Here is a 17,354-nt window from a genome sequence, read left to right on the forward strand (position 1 = left end):
CAACGGCCGGGAACGAACCATCAGTCGGAATCTCGAGGGTGGCAGGGGCCCCCGCCCCGGGCGGGGGAGGGTCAGGCGCCTTCCTTCAGCACCCGTGACACCAGTGCCCGCTGCTCCTCGGTCAGCCGGGGGTCCGCGCAGTACACGGTCCTGCCGTCCACGGTGATCTCGTAACTGAAGCCGTCCGGCACCACGGCGGGCGGCGCGCCCCGGCCCGCGGCGACCGCCCGCTCGGCCAGGGAGTGCCACTCCTGGGCATCGGCCCGTCCCGAGGTCTCCACCTCGGCCCGGCGCTCGATGCCCGCGAACCCGCCCGTGCGCCTCACCCGAATACGCATGGCACCTGTCTAGTACGACAACGGGCGTGAGGGCTACGAGGCGGGCACCCCGACCTGTTCCCAGGCCTTGAGGACGGCCTCCTGCTCCTCGCCGCCCTCGGTGTAGCGGGTCCTCGCGGCCGCCACCGTCAGCCTGGCGAAGTCCGCGAAGGTCGCCTCCGCCGCCAGCTCCCCGCCGGCCAGCACGTCGTACCAGATCTGCCCGGCCCGTTCCCAGGCGTGGCCGCCGAGCGCGGTGGCCACCAGGTAGAAGGCGCGGTTGGGGATACCGGAGTTGATGTGCACCCCGCCGTTGTCGCGGCCGGTGTTCACATAACCGTCCATCGTCGACGGTTGGGGGTCCTTGCCGAGGACGTCGTCGTCGTACGCGGTGCCCGGTTCCTTCATCGAGCGCAGTGCCTTGCCGGTCACGCGCGGCGCGAGCAGCCCCGCGCCGATCAGCCAGTCGGCGTCGGCGGCGGTCTGGCCGAGCGTGTACTGCTTGATCAGCGAGCCGAAGACGTCCGAGACCGACTCGTTGAGCGCGCCCGACTGCCCGAAGTAGGCCAGGTTCGCCGTGTACTGGGTGACTCCGTGGGTGAGTTCGTGGCCGATCACGTCGACCGGGATGGTGAAGTCCAGGAAGATCTCGTCGTCCCCGTCGCCGAACACCATCTGCTCGCCGTTCCAGAAGGCGTTGTCGTAGCCCTCGCCGAAGTGCACCGTCGCGTCGAGCGGAAGGCCCTTGCCGTCGACGGAGTCCCGGCCGTACGCCGTCCGGTACAGCTCGAAGGTGGCGCCGAGCCCCGCGTAGGCACGGTTGACCGAGGCGTCCTGACCGGGTTCGTCGCCCTCGCCGCGGACCTTCCTGCCGGGCAGGTTCTCCTGGTGGCCGGCGTCGTAGACCGTTCGGTACGGCTTGCCCGCGGTGTGCTCGGGAGGGGTGGCCGCGGGGGTGCCGATGACGGTGGTCAGCCGGCGCCGGGTGCGCTCCAGGGCGTCGCGCTCGAGTGTGCGGCGCGCGGGAGCGGCGAGTCCGGAGTCCTCGTGCTGTGCGAGCTTGTCGAGGACGTGGGGCGGCACGATCGTGCAGAAGACGGGCTGGAAGCCCCCGTTGGTGGTCATGACCGGAACCATTGCACTGCGTAATGGGATTGTCACTACCTGCAACCATGATTGGTGAACTGCGGCCGTGGCGGGCCGCGTGTCGCCGGGTGCGGTGTTATGGCGTTCCGTGTGAGGGGGAGGCGGGTGTGATGCGGCACACTTTATGTCCGAATTGTCCCTGCGGTCCCGCATACTGATACGGGCCTTCGCGGTCGGCGTGGCTCGGCTAGCATGCGGAGCATCATGCGTTTCGGGCTGCTCCTCCTTAGCTGCCGCGGCGAGGGCCTGTAGTCGAGGCCGACTCCCTCCCCGCGGAGTTCGGCGTTGCGCCGTCGGCCGTCCTTCCGGACCCCATGAGGAGCCCACGCACCATGGCCAACCGCCAGCAGCCCACGTCCATGCCGATCCACAAGTACCGTCCGTACGACCAGGTCGACATCCCCGACCGCACGTGGCCGGACCAGCGGATCACCCAGGCTCCGCGCTGGCTCTCCACCGACCTGCGCGACGGCAACCAGGCCCTGATCGACCCGATGTCGCCGGCGCGCAAGCGTGCGATGTTCGACCTGCTGGTGAAGATGGGCTACAAGGAGATCGAGGTCGGCTTCCCGGCGTCCGGACAGACCGACTTCGACTTCGTGCGCTCGATCGTCGAGGAAGAGGGCGCGATCCCGGACGATGTGACGATCTCCGTACTGACCCAGGCCCGCGAGGACCTGATCGAGCGGACCGTCGAGTCGCTGAAGGGCGCGAAGCGCGCGAACGTCCACCTGTACAACGCCACGGCCCCGGTCTTCCGCCGGGTCGTCTTCCGCGGCTCCCGCGACGACATCAGGCAGATCGCGGTGGACGGCACCCGGCTGGTGATGGAGTACGCCGAGAAGCTGCTGGGTTCCGACACCGAGTTCGGCTACCAGTACAGCCCCGAGATCTTCACCGACACCGAGCTGGACTTCGCCCTGGAGGTCTGCGAAGGGGTCATGGACGTCTGGCAGCCCGAGCCGGGCCGCGAGATCATCCTGAATCTGCCCGCCACCGTGGAGCGCTCGACCCCGTCCACGCACGCGGACCGTTTCGAGTGGATGCACCGCAACCTCTCCCGCCGCGAGCACGTCTGCCTGTCCGTCCACCCGCACAACGACCGCGGCACCGCGGTCGCGGCGGCCGAACTGGCCCTGATGGCCGGTGCCGACCGCGTCGAGGGCTGCCTGTTCGGACAGGGCGAGCGCACCGGAAACGTCGACCTGGTCACCCTGGGCATGAACCTCTTCTCCCAGGGCGTCGACCCGCAGATCGACTTCTCCCACATCGACGAGATCCGCCGCACGTGGGAGTACTGCAACCAGATGGAGGTCCACCCCCGCCACCCGTACATCGGGGACCTCGTCTACACCTCCTTCTCCGGCTCCCACCAGGACGCCATCAAGAAGGGCTTCGACGCCATGGAGGCCGACTCGGCCGCCCAGGGCAAGACGGTCGACGACATCGAGTGGGCGGTGCCGTACCTGCCGATCGACCCCAAGGACGTCGGCCGTTCCTACGAGGCGGTCATCCGCGTCAACTCCCAGTCCGGCAAGGGCGGCGTCGCCTACGTCCTGAAGAACGACCACAAGCTGGACCTGCCGCGCCGGATGCAGATCGAGTTCTCCAGGATCATCCAGGCGAAGACGGACGCCGAGGGCGGCGAGGTCACGCCGAAGGAGATCTGGTCGGTCTTCCGGGACGAGTACCTGCCGAACCCGGACAACCCCTGGGGCCGTATCCAGGTCAGGACCGGTCAGTCGACGACGGACACGGACGGCGTGGACGCCCTCACGGTCGAGGCCACCGTGGACGGCGAGGACACGGTGCTGACCGGATCCGGCAACGGCCCGATCTCGGCCTTCTTCGACGCCCTGCAGTCCATCGGGATCGACGTGCGCCTGCTGGACTACCAGGAGCACACGATGAGCGAGGGTGCCTCCGCGCAGGCCGCCTCCTACATCGAATGCGCGATCGACGGAAAGGTCCTGTGGGGCATCGGTATCGACGCGAACACGACACGTGCATCGCTGAAGGCGGTCGTCTCGGCCGTCAACCGCGCCGAGCGCTGACCCTCTGACCGGCATGTTCGTGGCCCCGTCCGCCCCGCAGGGCGGGCGGGGCCACGTCATGGACCAGCCATTTCTGCCCAAGATCACGGAGAGGTCTCGTCCGGGGTACTGACTTCGCATCACCAATGTGGCTAACATCACGCCAACGCGGCGATGTTGCCGCGGCGGCACCGCCCACGCCCTCAAGGCAGTGGGGGAGTTACGGAGGTGCGACGTGCTGCCAGGACGGGGACGCAACGGCCGAGGAGCCCGCAGAAGTCGCGTCGCGCCCGTCCTCGGTATTCGCACCGTGTGGACCGCCGCAGGTGACGGCGAGTTCTTCTGCCCCGGCTGCGGGGGCGATCGCAACTACCAACGGCTCACCGGCCGCCGCCGCTTCGCCCTGGTCGGCGTTCCGGTCCTGCCCCGTGGCGAGACGGGCCCGGTCGTGGAGTGCGCGGCCTGCGGCCGGCACTACGGCACGGACGTCCTCGACCACCCCACCACGACCCGCTTCTCGGCGATGCTGCGCGACGCGGTGCACACGGTGGCCCTCGCGGTCCTCGCCGCGGGGGGCACCTGCTCGCGCACCTCCCTGGAGACGGCCGCCACCGCCGTTCGTTCGGCCGGCTTCGACGACTGCACCGGGGACGGGCTCAGCGCCCTGGTCGACGCCCTCGCCGCCGACACCGGCCGGGTCAGCGGCGAACCGGGCGGCGCGAGCCTCGCCATAGAACTCCACGAGGCGCTGGACCCCCTCGCCCCTCACCTCGCGCCCGCGGGCCGCGAGTCGATTCTCCTCCAGGGTGCCCGGATCGCCCTGGCGGACGGGCCGTACACCCCCGCCGAACGCGACGTCCTGGCCACGGTGGGCGCGGCTCTGACGATCTGTTCGGACGATGTGACCCGCCTGCTGGCGGCGGCGCGCACGCCGTCCTAGTCACTCACATCGGTGACATGATCGCGGCGCAGGGATCACGGACGGTGACGGTGGGGAGCATGTGACCGACAACGGTCACCGTCCCGCGAGGGACGCACTCCCTGGGGGACAGACATGACCCTTCCGTTCCGCGCCCTCGTCGCCGCGGCCGTACTGTTCACCCCGCTCTTCGCGACCGCACCCGGCTCCGCGAGCACGGGCTGTGTCTCCTCGGTGCCGTACACCGCAGGGAAGAGCGGATACGACACCTACCGGATCCCCGCGGTCGTGACCACACGGAAGGGGACCGTGCTCGCCTTCGCCGAGGGCCGGCGGAACGGGGCCGGGGACAGCGGCGCCATCGACGTCGTGCTCAGACGCTCCTTGGACGGCGGCTGCACCTGGGGGCCGCTGGGCGTCGTCGCGTCCGGCAGGAGAGACACCCGGGGCAATCCGGCGCCGGTGGTGGATCCGGGTACCGGCCGGGTCGTCCTGGTCACCTCCTACAACAGCGGTGCGGTGACGGAGGCGCAGATCATGCGCGGTGAGGCCGCACGCGCGCAGAGCCGCCGGGTCTTCGTGCAGACGAGCAGTGACGACGGGCGGCACTTCACGGCCCCACGGGAGATCACCTCGCAGGTGAAGAGGCCGGGCTGGCGGTGGTACGCGACAGGCCCGGGCCACGCGATCGCCCTCACCCGGGGACCGTATGCGGGCCGTCTCGTCGTCCCCGCCAACCACTCCACGGCGCCGCCCGCGGGCTCCTCCGACACCGGGCGGGAGGCCAGGTACTACGCCGCGCACGCGCTCTACAGCGACGACGGGGGGCGCAGCTGGCACATCGGTTTCACCGACGGCTCCCACGACGGTCGCGACAACTCCAACGAGAGCAGCGCGGCCCAACTGCCCGACGGCAGGCTCTACTTCAGCGCCCGCGACCAGGGCGGAACACAACGGGGCAACCGCCTCGACAGCTACTCGAGCGACGGCGGCGAGACCCTCGACCGCCCGTACACGATGCAGCACGGTCTGGACGACGTCCCGGCCGTACAGGCGAGCGTCCTTCAGCTCGGCGGCCGGGCGGCGCCGTTGCTCTTCTCCGGGCCCTCCGTCCCCACCGCGCGCCGGGCGATGGCGATCTGGCGCAGCACCGACGGCGGAGCGACCTTCACCAAGGCGCTGACGCTGTCCCGGAAGCCCGCGGCCTACAGCGACCTCGTACAACTGCGCGGTGGCAGGGTCGGGATCCTCTACGAGACGGGTGCGACCGGCATGTACGACACGATCGCGTTCCGCCGGATCCCGGTCGCCGACCTGGACTGACGTCTACAGCAGTCCGGCCCCCGCCAGGAACTTCGCCACCTGCTCGGTCTCCGCCTCCGACAGCGGCACCTGCGGCTCCGCCGTCGCGGGACAGGCGATCACCCCCCGCAGGTGCAGGGCCGCCTTGAACGCGCCCAGGCTCGACGAGCCGCCGCCCATCCGGGCCGGATCCCCGACGCGCACCATGCCGTACAGGCCGCACAGCCGTTCCTGCTCCGCCCGCGCCGCGTCCCAGTCGCCCGCGCGGCACAGGCGGTACAGCCGGACATAGCCCTCCGGGTCCACGTTGGCCAGCCCGGGCACCGCACCGTGTGCGCCGAGCGCCAGGGCCGAGTCCATCACCAGCTCCGAGCCGGTCAGTACGGCGAAGCCCTCGAGCCCGGGGCGGGTGCGGGCTCCCGACACGACCGTGCGGAAGCCGGCCAGGTCACCGCTGGAGTCCTTCAGCCCGGCCAGGGTCCGGTCGGCGGCCAGTTCCAGGACCAGTTCGGGGCTCAGCCGGGAGTGGACGGCGACGGGGATGTCGTAGGCGACGACGGGTGCGGGGGAGCGGTCGGCGATCAGCCGGTAGTGGCGGGCGATCTCCGCGGGGTGGGTGCGGGTGTAGAAGGGCGCCGTCACGACCACGGCGTCCGCGCCCGCCTCCGTCACATCGGCCACATGGTCCAGCACTCGCGGCGTCGTCATGTCGATCGCCCCGGCCAGCACGGGGAGCCGGCCGGCCACATGGGAGACCACCGTCTCCACCACGAGACGGCGCTGACGATCGGTCAGGTACGCGGCCTCCGAGGACGAACCGAGCACGAACAGGGCGTCCACCCCACCGTGCACAAGATGGTCGACGAGCCTCACGAGCGAAGAGACGTCCACCTCGCGTTCCGGTGTCAGGGGCGTGCAGACGGGCGGGACGACACCGGTCAGCGGTGCGGGGAAGGACATCAAGGCTCCCGTGCGGGTTTCTGGTCCGGCAGTAGCCCGGCCGTGGCGGTGGCCGGGAAGGGTACCGCCGCCTGGCGCACCAGATCGCGGGTCGGCACGCCCTCCTCCACAGGATGGTGGCAGCGGAAGCGGTGTCCGGTGGCCGACGCGCCCGAGAAGTCCGGCATCACGGTGGCGCACACGGCGTCCGCCCTCCAGCAGCGGGTACGGAACGGGCAGCCGCTCGGCGGCCGGGTCGCGGAGGGCACCGGGCCGGCCAGCGGGATCGCGTCCAGCGGATCGAGCAGACCGGGGGCGGCGGAGAAGAGGGCACGGGTGTACGGGTGCCGTGCGTGGTCGGTGACCCGGTCGGCCGGGGCCTCCTCGACGATCCGGCCGAGGTACATCGTGACGACCCGGTCGCTCATCCGGCGGACCGTCCGGATGTCGTGCGAGACGAAGACGATGGCCAGGCCCAGGCGTTCCTTGAGGTCGAGCAGGAGGTTCAGGATCTGCGCGCGGACCGAGACGTCCAGCGCGCTGGTCGGTTCGTCCGCGACCACCAGGTCCGGTTCCAGCGCGAGGGCGCGGGCGACGGCGACGCGCTGGCGCTGGCCGCCGGAGAGCCGGCCGGGCAGACCGTCGGCGAGGGCGCGGGGAAGCCCCACGAGGGACATCAACTCCCGTACCCGCTCTTCGCGCTGGGCCGGGGTGCCACGGCCGTGCACGTCCAGCGGGTCCCGCAGGATCCTGCGCACTGTCAGCCGCCGGTTCAGGGCCGTCGACGGGTCCTGGAAGACCATGCCGGTGCCGGCGCCGACGACGGACCGGCGTTCGGCGGGCGGCATCGACCACAGGTCGCGGCCGCGGAAGAGGACCCTGCCCGACGTCGGCCGTTCCACCCCCACCAGCACCTTCGCCAGTGTCGACTTGCCGCAGCCGGACTCGCCGACCACCCCGACCGTCTCACCGGGTGCCACGCAGAGGTCGGCGCCGGTCAGCGCGTACACCGTGTCCCGGGTGAACAGACCACCGCTGCGGGCCCTGTGGACGACATGGGCGCCGGACAGCTCCACGACGGCGTTCATGAGAGGGCCTCGCTGTCCGTGCTCACCGGATCGACCGCAGGATGGTGGCAGGCCGCCCTGTGCGTTGCGGGTCCGAGCAGCTCCGGTGCCGTGGCGCGGCACACCTCGCCGGCCAGCGGGCAGCGGTCCGCGAAGCGGCAGCCCGCCGGGAAGCCCGCGGGCGCGGGGACGACCCCCTTGATCTGCGTCATTCGCTCGGCCGACGACTCCAGCGACAGCACGCTGCCGAGCAGCCCGCGGGTGTAGTGATGGGCGGGCGCCTCCACCAGGTCCGCGGTGACCCCGCTCTCCACGATCTGCCCGCCGTACATGACCACCATCCGGTCCGTGACGTCCGCCACCAGCGCCAGGTCGTGCGAGACGAGGATCAGTGCGAAGCCCAGCTCCTCCCGCAGCCCGAGCAGCAGCTCCATGATCTGCGCCTGCACCGTCACGTCCAGGGCGGTCGTCGGCTCGTCGGCGACGATCAGCTTCGGGTCGCGGGAGAGTGCCATGGCGATCAGCACGCGCTGGCGCTGGCCGCCGGACAGCTCGTGCGGGTAACTGCGCAGGGTGCGCTCGGGATCGAGGCCGACCAGAGCGAGCAGCTGCGCGGGGTTGCGGCGGCCGCCCCGCCGCACGACCTGTTTCAGCTGCGCCCGGACCGTCATCGCCGGATTCAGCGAGGACAGGGCGTCCTGGTAGATCATGGCCATCTCGTGGCCCAGCAGCCGTCGCCGCACGCGCATCGATTCGCCCACCAGCTGCCGCTCGCCGAACCGCACCCGGCCGCGCACCCGCGCCCCCTTCGGTTCCAGGCCCATCACCGCGAGCGCCGTCAGCGACTTGCCGCAGCCCGACTCGCCGACCAGGCCGAGGACTTCGCCGCGGTGCACCTCGAAGCTGATGCCGTCCACGATGTCGACGCCGTGGTGACGGCCGGGGAAGCCGATGGCGAGGTTCTCCACCGCGAGCACCGGCTGCCCGCCGGGCAGCGGGCGGGCCCGGGAACGGAGCCGCAGCGCCGCCTCGGCCAGGCCGGGCAGGGCGACCACCTCTCCGCTGCCCGGTTCCGGCGCCTCCAGGCGGTCCTGGGCCATGTCCACGTCCCGGCCGGACGGGGCCGCCCAGGCGTCCGAGACGCCCTCCGACAGGACGTTCAGCGAGAGGACCGTGATCAGCATCAGCAGGCCCGGGAAGGCCGTCGCCCACCAGCCGCCGGTCAGCACCATGTTCTTGCCGTCGGCGATGACGCTGCCCCACGAGGGGTCCGGGGGCCGCACGCCCGCCCCGATGAAGGACAACGACGCCTCGAACACGATGGCCTCGGCGACCTGGACCGTGCAGAACACGAGGACAGGAGCCGCGCAGTTGACGGCCACGTGCCGGACGACGATGTGGGGCGTGCGGGCGCCGATGACCCGTTCCGCCGTCACATAGTCCTCGCCGTACTGGTCCAGGACGTTCGCGCGGACGACCCTGGCGACCGGCGGGGTGAACAGGAAGGCGATCGCGCAGATCAGGACCGTGATGCCGCCGCCGAAGACGGAGATGAGGACGGCCGCGAGCGCGATGCCGGGGAACGCCATCACGACGTCCAGGCACCGCATCAGCGTCTCGTCGACGGCCTTGCGGGAGGTCGCCGCGACAGCGCCCAGGAGGGCTCCGACGACCAGGGCGAGGGCCGTCGCACCGAGCCCGATGGCGAGTGACCAGCGGGCGCCGTACATCAGCCGGCCGAGGATGTCCCGGCCGAGGCTGTCCTGGCCCATCCAGTGACCGGCCGACGGATGCCCGCTGCCGTCCACGGGCTCCTGCTGGTCGAGCGGATCGTGCGGGGCGATGAGGGGTGCCAGCAGCGCGACCAGCACGACCAGGGCCAGGAAGCAGACCGCCACCCGCGACGGCAGCGGCATCCGGCGCAGTCCGCGCAACCGGACACCCGGACGGGACAGGGTGTCGGCGAGTGCCTTGCGGGTGATCATCGGGCCGCGTCCCTCAGTCGAGGATCGACCAGCAGATACAGGATGTCGATGACGAGGTTGACGACCACGAAGCCGGTCGCCGTGGTCAGCACGACGCCCTGGACGACGGCCGGATCGCCGTTCTTGACGGCGTCGATCATCAGCTTGCCCATCCCCGGCAGGGAGAAGACGGTCTCGATCACGACCGCACCCCCGAGCAGATATCCCACCCGCAGGCCCAGCACGGTCAGCGGGTTGACCAGCGCGTTGCGCAGTACGTTCCGGCCGACGACCACCCACGGGGGAAGCCCGCTGCCGATCGCGGTGCGCACATAGTCCCTGTCCAGTTCCTCCACCACGGCCGTCCGCACGATCCGGGTGAGCTGCGCCGCCACCGGCAGTGAGAGCGCCAGGGCGGGCAGGGCCATGGTCCGCAGCCAGCCGGTGAGGGAGTCCGCGGGGTTGACGTAGCCGCCGGTCGGGAACCAGCCCCGGTCCACGGCCAGGTACTGGATCATCAGCAGCGCCAGCCAGAAGCCGGGGGCGGCCACACCGGTCAGGGACACCACACGGATGACCTGGTCGGGCAGCCGGTCGCGGTGGATCGCGGCGATCACCCCGCCGAGCAGCGCCAGCACCACCGCGATGCCGAGGCCGAGAAGGGTGAGCTGGAGCGTGAGGGGCAGCGCGGTGGTGACCTGTTCGACCACCGGCGCCCGGGTCAGCGCGCTGGTGCCCATGTCGCCGCGGAGCAGATCGCCCACGAAGTGCAGGTAGCGCACGGGCAGCGGGTCGAGCAGCCCGTTCTGCTCCCGGAAGTCGTGCAGTTGCCGCGGGCCCGGGTCGGCGCCCTGGAAGAACGCGGACGCCGGGTCGACGTCGGAGAACCGCATCACCAGGAACACGAACAGTACGATCCCGAGCATCAGCGGCACGAGCAGGAGGACGCGGCGGGCCAGGATCCTGGCGATGGCGACCACGGAATCGACTCCCCCGCCGCTAGGCCCACTTGGCCTGGAGGAGGTTGATGCCCGGGTAGGGCTGCGCCCTTGTCCCGGTGAGCCTCTTCGGGTTCCAGGCCGTCATCAGCTCGTTGTGGACGACCGGGTAGAGCACGGCCTGCTCGGCGACGATGTCGATGTAGTCCTGGATCATCGTCTTCTTCCGGTCCGGGTCCGGCTCCCGCGTCGCCTGGTCCATGTCCTTGAAGAGCTTCTTCGCGACCGGGTCGTCGGCCCAGCGGGTGTACCGCATCCAGAGGTTCTGCGGACCGTAGTTGTAGTGCATGATCAGGTCGGCGTCGAGGCCGAACTGGTTGGGGTTGGAGGCGGCGGCGACGACCTGGTAGTCCTGACCCTGGTCCAGCTTCGTGAAGACGGCCGTCGTCTCCTGCGGCGTCAGCGTCGTCTCCACGCCGATCGCGTCCCAGGACGCCTTGATCGTCGGCAGGCAGTCGACGATCCAGCTCACATTCACCGCGAGGATGTCGATCCTCAGCCCGCTGACCCCGGCTTCCTTCAGCAGCCGCTTCGCCTTGCCGGGGTCGTGGTCGTAGACGGTCCCCGCCCGCCGGTAGCCCGGGTTGGCCTCGTCGAGGAAGGACGACGAGGGCCTGCCATGGCCCTTCAGAGCCACCTCGACCATCTTGCGGGTGTCGACGGCGTAGTGCAGCGCCTGCCGGACGCGGACGTCGTCGAAGGGCTTGTGCCGGGTGTTGAACATCAGGAACAGGTTGTTCATCCCGGCCCCGCCCGCGACCGTCAGCCCGCCGCTCCTCAGCCGCGCGATGTTGGCGTACGGGATGTTGTCCGCGATCTGCGCCCCCGCACCGGTACCGGAGATCCGGGCCACCCGCGACGCGGCGTCGACGATCGTCAGCCAGTTCATCCTCTTGAAGGCGGGTCTGCGGGGCCCGTTGTAGCCGGCGAAGGCCTCGAAGGCCGTGTTCGACCTCGGGTGGTGCACGGTCTGACGGTACGGTCCCGAGCCGATCGCCCTGCCCTTGATCGCGTCGTCCCAGGCGCCGGGCCGGGAGAAGATGTGCCGCGGCATGATCTTTGCCAGCGTCAGCCGTGAAAGCCCCTCCGGGAAGGGGAACTTCAGCACCAGCTCGACGTTCCGGTCGTCGAGCCCGCGCACTTCCCGCAGCCAGCTCGCGAAGAAGCCCTTGGCGAGGGTCTGCGTGTCCGGGTCCAGGATCCGGTCGAAGACGAACACGACGTCGTCGGCCGTGACCGGGTGCCCGTCGTGGAACGTCGCCCCCGCCCGCAGTGTGAACTTCCAGGACGTGCTCCGCAGGTCCTTCGGCACCTGGGTCGCGAGAGCCGCGTAGGGCTCACGCGAGACGGGGTCGGTGTCGAGCAGCCCTTCGTAGACGTGGTGGTTGGCGGCCATGCAGAAGGCCGAGGCGGTCTGGGTCGGATCCCAACTGCCGTCGTTCCCGTAGCCGATGACCGCCGTCAGCGTCCGGTCCTGCTCGCTCCCGCCGCCGGTGTCGTTGGTGGACTCCGGACCCGAGGAGCAGGCGGCCGGCGAGGACAGTGCGGCGGCCGCGCCGAGCGCGCCGGAGTACTTCAGCACCGTCCGGCGGGCCGTCACCGGAACGTCGGGGGTCGCGTCGCGCACGGTTCCTCCAGCAAAGATGGTCTGGGTGAGGACTTCCGAAGGGCTCGAGGGCGAGGGGGAGATACGACGTCCTACGTCACAGGCGGCAGCGTGACCTTAGGAGTGGGCGTGGGGGCGGTCAAGGGAACGCCCACGAATGGAGTAGTCGTCAAGGGCGCGATCGATGACACCGTGAACCGCAGGTTGTTGACGTCGTCGCCCCTCCGGGAGGGGGAACGGCGGGCACGTACCGGCGTACGGTGCGGCACAGGTCCGAGGACTCCGGAAACCGGCGACGTGGCGAACGGCGCGTCAGCATGCGGATCCGGCGGGCGGTTGTGCGGATCGTCCTCGATCGCAAACTCCGGCCCGGCGACCCGCCGCCGACCGGGTCGGAGCCGATGGCCGATCTCGGCGTCGGCCGCCACTCCGTCCGCGAGGCGCTGCAGACCCTCCAGGCGCTCGACATCGTGGAGATGAGGCACGGCTACGGGACGTATGTCGGGCAGGCGTCGCCGACCCCGTTCGTGGACGGTCTCACCTTTCGCACACTTGTCCGGCCGGACGACGAGATGGAGGCGTTGGGCGAGATCCTCCAGGTCCGCGAGGTGCTGGAGGAAGGGCTGATCCGCCGGGTGGCCATGACGCCCGCCGAGCCGGATCCGGACCGTCCGGAGGCGGGCGTGGCCGGGATGGAGGCGGCGGCCCGGGAGGGCCACACGATCCCCGAACTCGACCCGGAATTCCACGCGTTGCTCTACGGCAACCCGGGAACCGCCCTCGTTCCGCGACTGCTGGGCGCCTTCTGGACGGTGTTCCGACGGGTCACCCGCGCCCGCGACCGGTCGGACGCGGCCGCGCCCCGGTTGACGGCCCGACGCCACCGCGACATCGGCACGGCCCTGCGCGCGCGGGACCGCCGAGGGCGCGGAGCGGGCGATGGCGAACCATTTCCGGGGCGTCGAGGCGCGCACGGCGCGGGAACTCGGCGGGCGGCTCGAGCGGTGGCGGGCGGCTCGCCGTGAAACGGGTCCCGCACCGGGAAATGTGGCCGACACTGGGGAGATGAGCGAGCACGACCGAGGCCCGGAGACCGGCGCCGGGGGCTGGGACCCCGGGGCGCCCGGCGTACTGCGGCTGCCGTCCGGCCGGCTCGTACGCGGCCGCGCCCTGCGCCGTCCGTTCCCGGACGGTCCGGAGCCCACCTTCGCCGTCCATCTGCTGGGCAGGCGGCCCCCGCGGGTGGCCTGGGAGGCGGAGTGGCTGCGCTGGCCCGACTTCGGTCTGCCCGTCGACCGCGGCGAGGCGCTGCGGGTGTTGGCGCAGGCGTGGACCCGCGCGGGTGGCGGGCGGGTCGAGATCGCCTGCGGCGGTGGCCGCGGCCGCACCGGCACGGCGCTGGCCTGCCTCGCTGTGCTGGACGGTGTGCCGGCGCGGGAGGCCGTCGCGTTCGTGCGGGCCCACTACGACCGGCATGCGGTGGAGACCCCGTGGCAACGGCGGTACGTACGGCATTTCGCCGTCTGAACGACGGTCCCCGAGCCTCACAGCCCCCGCGCCGTGAGCCTCACAGTCCGAGCGTCATGATGAGCCGGTCCTCGCCGGGGCCGAAGTAGTCGTGGCGCACACCCTCGTCGGACGAGAAGCCCAGGGAGCGGTACAGCATGATGGCGGCGGCGTTGGCCGGTTCCACGGTCAGCCGGACCTCGCGGACGTCCTCGCCCCGCAGCCGGCGCAGCACCTCCAGCATCAGCCGCCGGCCTAGCCCGCGCCCCCGCTGGTCACGCGTGACACCGAGGCTGACGATCCAACTCCGGTACCCGTCCCGTGTGGTGACGTACAGGACGTAGCCGTGCAGGCTCTCGCCGTCCTCCAGCACGAGCAGGCAGTCGCCGTGCAGATCGCACAACTGGCGGAGCACGAAGTAGGGGTAGGGGTCGTCGGGGAAGGCCTCCTGGTCGACGCGTACGAGTTCGGGCAGGTCGTCCTCCGTGACCTCCCGCATCGTCAGGGGCCGCTCGGCGAACGCCCCGTCGCGGTACAGCGACGGGCCGGTGCGGCCACGACGCGAAGGGAAACGTTCCTCTGGTAGCGCAGTCATGCGGCCCCCCTGTGGGAAGGAGTCAGGGACATGCCCCACCCGTAGGGGTGGTACGGACGGGACGCGTGCCGTCTGCCGTTCGGGTGTGTTCGGCGGAGTTGCGACCATCTTGAGCGGGAATGATCCGGGCGTTCAAGGCCTGATCAGGTCTCGAAGTCCATTCGCCCCGATGCGCCCCCGATGCGCCCCGCGGCGTAATTGTTCCCCGGCGCCGGGGCGAGGGGATCCACCGGGTCTCCGGCGTTGGTACCGTGTAGGGATGACCTTCAGATCGCCGGGGGACACGCAGTTGAATGCGGATGTGTCCTGGGCCTCGTTCGACCCGATCGCCTACGTTGATCACAATTACCGCGACTTACAGGCGGAGGACGAGGAGATCATTCATATCGTACGCGATCATTTCGGCGATCATTTCAGAGGGTGTACCTCCGGGCCTGTTTCGGGCATCGATGTGGGGGCCGGCGCGAACCTCTACCCCGCACTGGCCATGCTGCCCTGGTGCGACGAGATCACCCTCCTCGAGCGCTCCTCCGCCAATGTGCGCTATCTCGAGAGCCAGGTCGGTTCCTACGACGCGAACTGGGACCAGTTCTGGCGCGTCCTGTGCAAGAACGAGGCGTACGCCGCCCTCGACATGGACCCGCGGGCCAAGTTCCGCGACGCCGTCCGGGTCGAGCCCGGCAACCTCTTCGACCTCGCGCGGCACGAGGGACGGTGGTCCATGGGGACCATGTTCTTCGTCGCGGAGTCGATGACGACCTCGCACAAGGAGTTCGCCCGGGGCGTCGAGTGCTTCCTGCGCGCCCTCGCACCCGGCGCGCCCTTCGCCGCCGCGTTCATGGAACATTCCAGGGGTTATCACGCGGGCGAGCATTTCTTCCCCGCCTGCGACGTGGGAGAGTTGGAGGTGTACGAGAGCCTCGAGTCTTTTGCGGGCGAGTTCAAGACCATGCGCCTCAAGGCTTCGGCCGCCGTACGCGAAGGCTATTCCGGAATGATCGTCGCCTACGGGCGGCGGAATTCGGACTCCGGGATTCCGACCGATTGAGGAACGGCCGTCACAGCTGAGGACGGCCTTCCTCGAATGATGGCAGTGCGGCCTGTGTGAGGGGCATGGGGATGCAGATCAAGCCACGCCAGCATCTGCTGGACATCTGGCAGGCAGTGGCCCGCAACTCGTTCGACGGCGGCGAGTGGGCATGGGGCAAACGGGGCGGGGAGAGCAGTGTCTCCGATGCGGAGCGCCTGCTCTGCCTGCTCTACCCGGCAACGGAGATCCCGGCCTTCCGCCTCGACGACCCCGACACCACTCAGGACGACGTCCAGAAGGTGCTGAGGAAGGCGGGCGGGCGGCTGGAGGTCCCGGCGAAACTCGTCCTGGCCGCGGCGCAGTTCATGCGGATGCACACCGGCGAGGACAAGAGACCCACGTTCGCCGGTGGCTCCTACTTCGTCTCCGCGGACAAGGACCGGGACCTCACCGAGGAACAGCGTGAACTCGGGGTCGTCGACTCGTACTCGATGTCGATCACCCTGTGTCTGGCCACACTCGGTTTCCTCAAGGTGTACGAGTCCAAGACCCGTCGCAGCGACGTCCTGGAGACGATCCAGGAACTGCGGGCCGCGACCAGCAACCGGCTGACCGCGGCCATGGTGAGCCTGCTGCGCTCGTTCACCGTCAACGCCTTCGACACCGACTCCTCCCAGGGCCGTACGCTCTGCGAACTGCTGGGCCAGGGGCGGTTGTCGCAACGGCACGTACTGCAGAAGTTCCAGCGCCGCTTCCGGCCGCTGCGCGCCGCCATCGTCGAGAGCTTCGTCCTCGGTGTCGACGTCCAGGAGGGCCTCAAGGACGAGAACCAGCTCTTCGAGTGCGGCTGGGGCTGGAGCATCGTCAAGGACGCCCCCGAGGTGGAGACCGACGAGGAGATCGGGCCGCAGCCCGTGGGTGTCGCCAACCAGGTGCCCTACCTGTACTTCACCGTGGTCGCGCTCGACGGTATCCAGGACCTGTTCTCCGACCGCACGCTGACCCTCGGCCTGCTCAACTCCGAGCAGCAGAAGCTGGCCGAGGCGTTACGACTGCGCTGGGAGATCACGCAGCAGTTCTGGTCCGGCATCGCGCGCTTCGACAGCGACCGCTGGCCCCTGGAGGACATCCCCTGGCGCACCACCGGCCAGAAGCTGGAGTCCGAGTACTTCTCGCTCTCCGTCGCCGCCATCCTCGTCCACGACCTGATGCGGCGCCGGGCCACCGACGACGACCTGACCCGCACCGTCAGCGTCATGGAACGCCTCGCCGAACGCGGCCGCGTCACCAGCCGCATGACGCGCGACGATCCCATGGTCCAGTTGCACAACCCCGGTGTCACCCTGCCGCTGCAGGGCAGCGAAGCCGCCGGGCCGCCGATGCAGTGGATCATGACGGATTTCTCGGCACAGCTGCTCAAACGGACCATCCAGCTGTGCACGCTCTCCCGCAACCTCGGCTCGCACGACAGGCTGCTCAGACTCGCCGAGGACATCTTCGGCCATGTGTGGCTGCGCAGGATCCGCGACGGTGAGGGAGCCGGGCTGTGGGACAACGTCCACGCCGCCTACCCCGAATCGCCCGTCTTCGAGGGACCGGTGTCCTGGAGCGTCACCGAGCGTGTCACCGAGGTGATGGTCCAGGTCCACCAGATGTACCACCAGCCTCCGATCCGCAGCCTGGAACTGACCCAACTCGCCCGGGCGCTGCTCAGCGAGTCGGCACACCTGCTCGGCAACGAGCAGATGGAACCCGCACCCGCCTCCGAGGGCAACCGCGGGATGGAACTGAGGGGCATCGAGGTCAAGTTGCGCCGTGCCAGGAATCTCGTCGACGACCAGCCGGGCACCGCGTGCGCGTTGACGCTCGACGTGCTCGGACAGCTCGACGCCCTCGCCCGGGCCCGCGAAGCCGCGGCCCAGGGGGTGTGAC

General features: G+C 70.3%; 15 protein-coding genes. 7 read left to right on the forward strand and 8 right to left on the reverse strand.

Going from position 1 to position 17,354, the window contains the following annotated elements:
- Window positions 1-71: 71 nt before the first annotated feature.
- Both ACSHXN_RS27270 and ACSHXN_RS27275 read right to left on the reverse strand, forming a co-directional pair.
- Window positions 72-338 (reverse strand): protealysin inhibitor emfourin, encoded by a 267-nt coding sequence (locus ACSHXN_RS27270; RefSeq protein ID WP_355139397.1) that lies wholly within the window; start codon window positions 336-338, stop codon window positions 72-74.
- Between the two features lie 33 nt (window positions 339-371).
- Window positions 372-1,442, reverse strand: coding sequence for a M4 family metallopeptidase (locus ACSHXN_RS27275; protein ID WP_356114604.1), 1,071 nt, complete (start codon window positions 1,440-1,442; stop codon window positions 372-374).
- Between the two features lie 353 nt (window positions 1,443-1,795).
- Between ACSHXN_RS27275 and leuA the strand changes: the two genes are divergently transcribed.
- The 3 genes from leuA to ACSHXN_RS27290 all read left to right on the forward strand — a co-directional run bounded on the left by leuA (window position 1,796) and on the right by ACSHXN_RS27290 (window position 5,738).
- A complete protein-coding gene (leuA, locus tag ACSHXN_RS27280; protein ID WP_355139401.1) occupies window positions 1,796-3,517 on the forward strand; it encodes a 2-isopropylmalate synthase in 1,722 nt (573 codons plus the stop codon).
- 214 nt (window positions 3,518-3,731) lie between these two features.
- Window positions 3,732-4,436, forward strand: coding sequence for a TerB family tellurite resistance protein (locus tag ACSHXN_RS27285; RefSeq protein ID WP_438303911.1), 705 nt, complete (start codon window positions 3,732-3,734; stop codon window positions 4,434-4,436).
- A gap of 114 nt (window positions 4,437-4,550) precedes the next feature.
- Window positions 4,551-5,738 carry a sialidase family protein gene (locus ACSHXN_RS27290; protein ID WP_355139405.1) on the forward strand — a complete coding sequence of 396 codons (1,188 nt, stop codon included), beginning with the start codon at window positions 4,551-4,553 and terminating at the stop codon, window positions 5,736-5,738.
- Window positions 5,739-5,741: 3 nt separating this feature from the next.
- Here ACSHXN_RS27290 and ACSHXN_RS27295 read toward each other — a convergent pair whose 3' ends face one another.
- Genes ACSHXN_RS27295 through ACSHXN_RS27315 form a run of 5 tightly spaced genes read right to left on the reverse strand, consistent with a single transcriptional unit; the run spans window position 5,742 to window position 12,312 of the window.
- Window positions 5,742-6,677, reverse strand: coding sequence for a dihydrodipicolinate synthase family protein (locus tag ACSHXN_RS27295; protein WP_355139407.1), 936 nt, complete (start codon window positions 6,675-6,677; stop codon window positions 5,742-5,744).
- A complete protein-coding gene (locus ACSHXN_RS27300; protein ID WP_356114605.1) occupies window positions 6,677-7,744 on the reverse strand; it encodes an ABC transporter ATP-binding protein in 1,068 nt (355 codons plus the stop codon). The genes ACSHXN_RS27295 and ACSHXN_RS27300 overlap by 1 nt, the downstream gene beginning before the upstream one ends.
- Window positions 7,741-9,708: a dipeptide/oligopeptide/nickel ABC transporter permease/ATP-binding protein gene (locus tag ACSHXN_RS27305; protein ID WP_438303915.1), complete on the reverse strand. Its 1,968-nt coding sequence runs from the start codon at window positions 9,706-9,708 to the stop codon at window positions 7,741-7,743. The genes ACSHXN_RS27300 and ACSHXN_RS27305 overlap by 4 nt, the downstream gene beginning before the upstream one ends.
- A complete protein-coding gene (locus ACSHXN_RS27310) occupies window positions 9,705-10,667 on the reverse strand; it encodes an ABC transporter permease (protein WP_438303917.1) in 963 nt (320 codons plus the stop codon). The genes ACSHXN_RS27305 and ACSHXN_RS27310 overlap by 4 nt, the downstream gene beginning before the upstream one ends.
- 19 nt (window positions 10,668-10,686) lie before the next feature.
- The gene (locus tag ACSHXN_RS27315) at window positions 10,687-12,312 is read right to left on the reverse strand and encodes an ABC transporter substrate-binding protein (protein ID WP_438303919.1); all 1,626 of its coding nucleotides are present in this window, start codon (window positions 12,310-12,312) and stop codon (window positions 10,687-10,689) included.
- A gap of 296 nt (window positions 12,313-12,608) precedes the next feature.
- Here ACSHXN_RS27315 and ACSHXN_RS27320 point away from each other — a divergent pair, with 296 nt between their 5' ends.
- On the forward strand, window positions 12,609-13,316 hold the full coding sequence (locus ACSHXN_RS27320) for a FadR/GntR family transcriptional regulator (protein ID WP_438303922.1): 708 nt from the start codon (window positions 12,609-12,611) through the stop codon (window positions 13,314-13,316).
- A gap of 40 nt (window positions 13,317-13,356) precedes the next feature.
- Complete coding sequence (locus ACSHXN_RS27325) at window positions 13,357-13,818, forward strand: protein-tyrosine phosphatase family protein (protein ID WP_355139465.1); 462 nt, start codon at window positions 13,357-13,359, stop codon at window positions 13,816-13,818.
- Window positions 13,819-13,858: 40 nt separating this feature from the next.
- Here the strand turns inward: ACSHXN_RS27325 and ACSHXN_RS27330 are convergent, their stop codons facing one another.
- Complete coding sequence (locus tag ACSHXN_RS27330) at window positions 13,859-14,392, reverse strand: GNAT family N-acetyltransferase (protein ID WP_438303924.1); 534 nt, start codon at window positions 14,390-14,392, stop codon at window positions 13,859-13,861.
- Between the two features lie 259 nt (window positions 14,393-14,651).
- Between ACSHXN_RS27330 and ACSHXN_RS27335 the strand changes: the two genes are divergently transcribed.
- Window positions 14,652-15,440 (forward strand): SCO2525 family SAM-dependent methyltransferase, encoded by a 789-nt coding sequence (locus ACSHXN_RS27335; RefSeq protein WP_438303926.1) that lies wholly within the window; start codon window positions 14,652-14,654, stop codon window positions 15,438-15,440.
- Window positions 15,441-15,511: 71 nt separating this feature from the next.
- A complete protein-coding gene (locus tag ACSHXN_RS27340) occupies window positions 15,512-17,353 on the forward strand; it encodes an SCO2524 family protein (RefSeq protein ID WP_355803618.1) in 1,842 nt (613 codons plus the stop codon).
- The last annotated feature ends 1 nt before the right edge of the window (window position 17,354 follow it).

This window comes from Streptomyces sp. HUAS TT11 (genome assembly GCF_051553595.1).
Classification (GTDB): domain Bacteria; phylum Actinomycetota; class Actinomycetes; order Streptomycetales; family Streptomycetaceae; genus Streptomyces.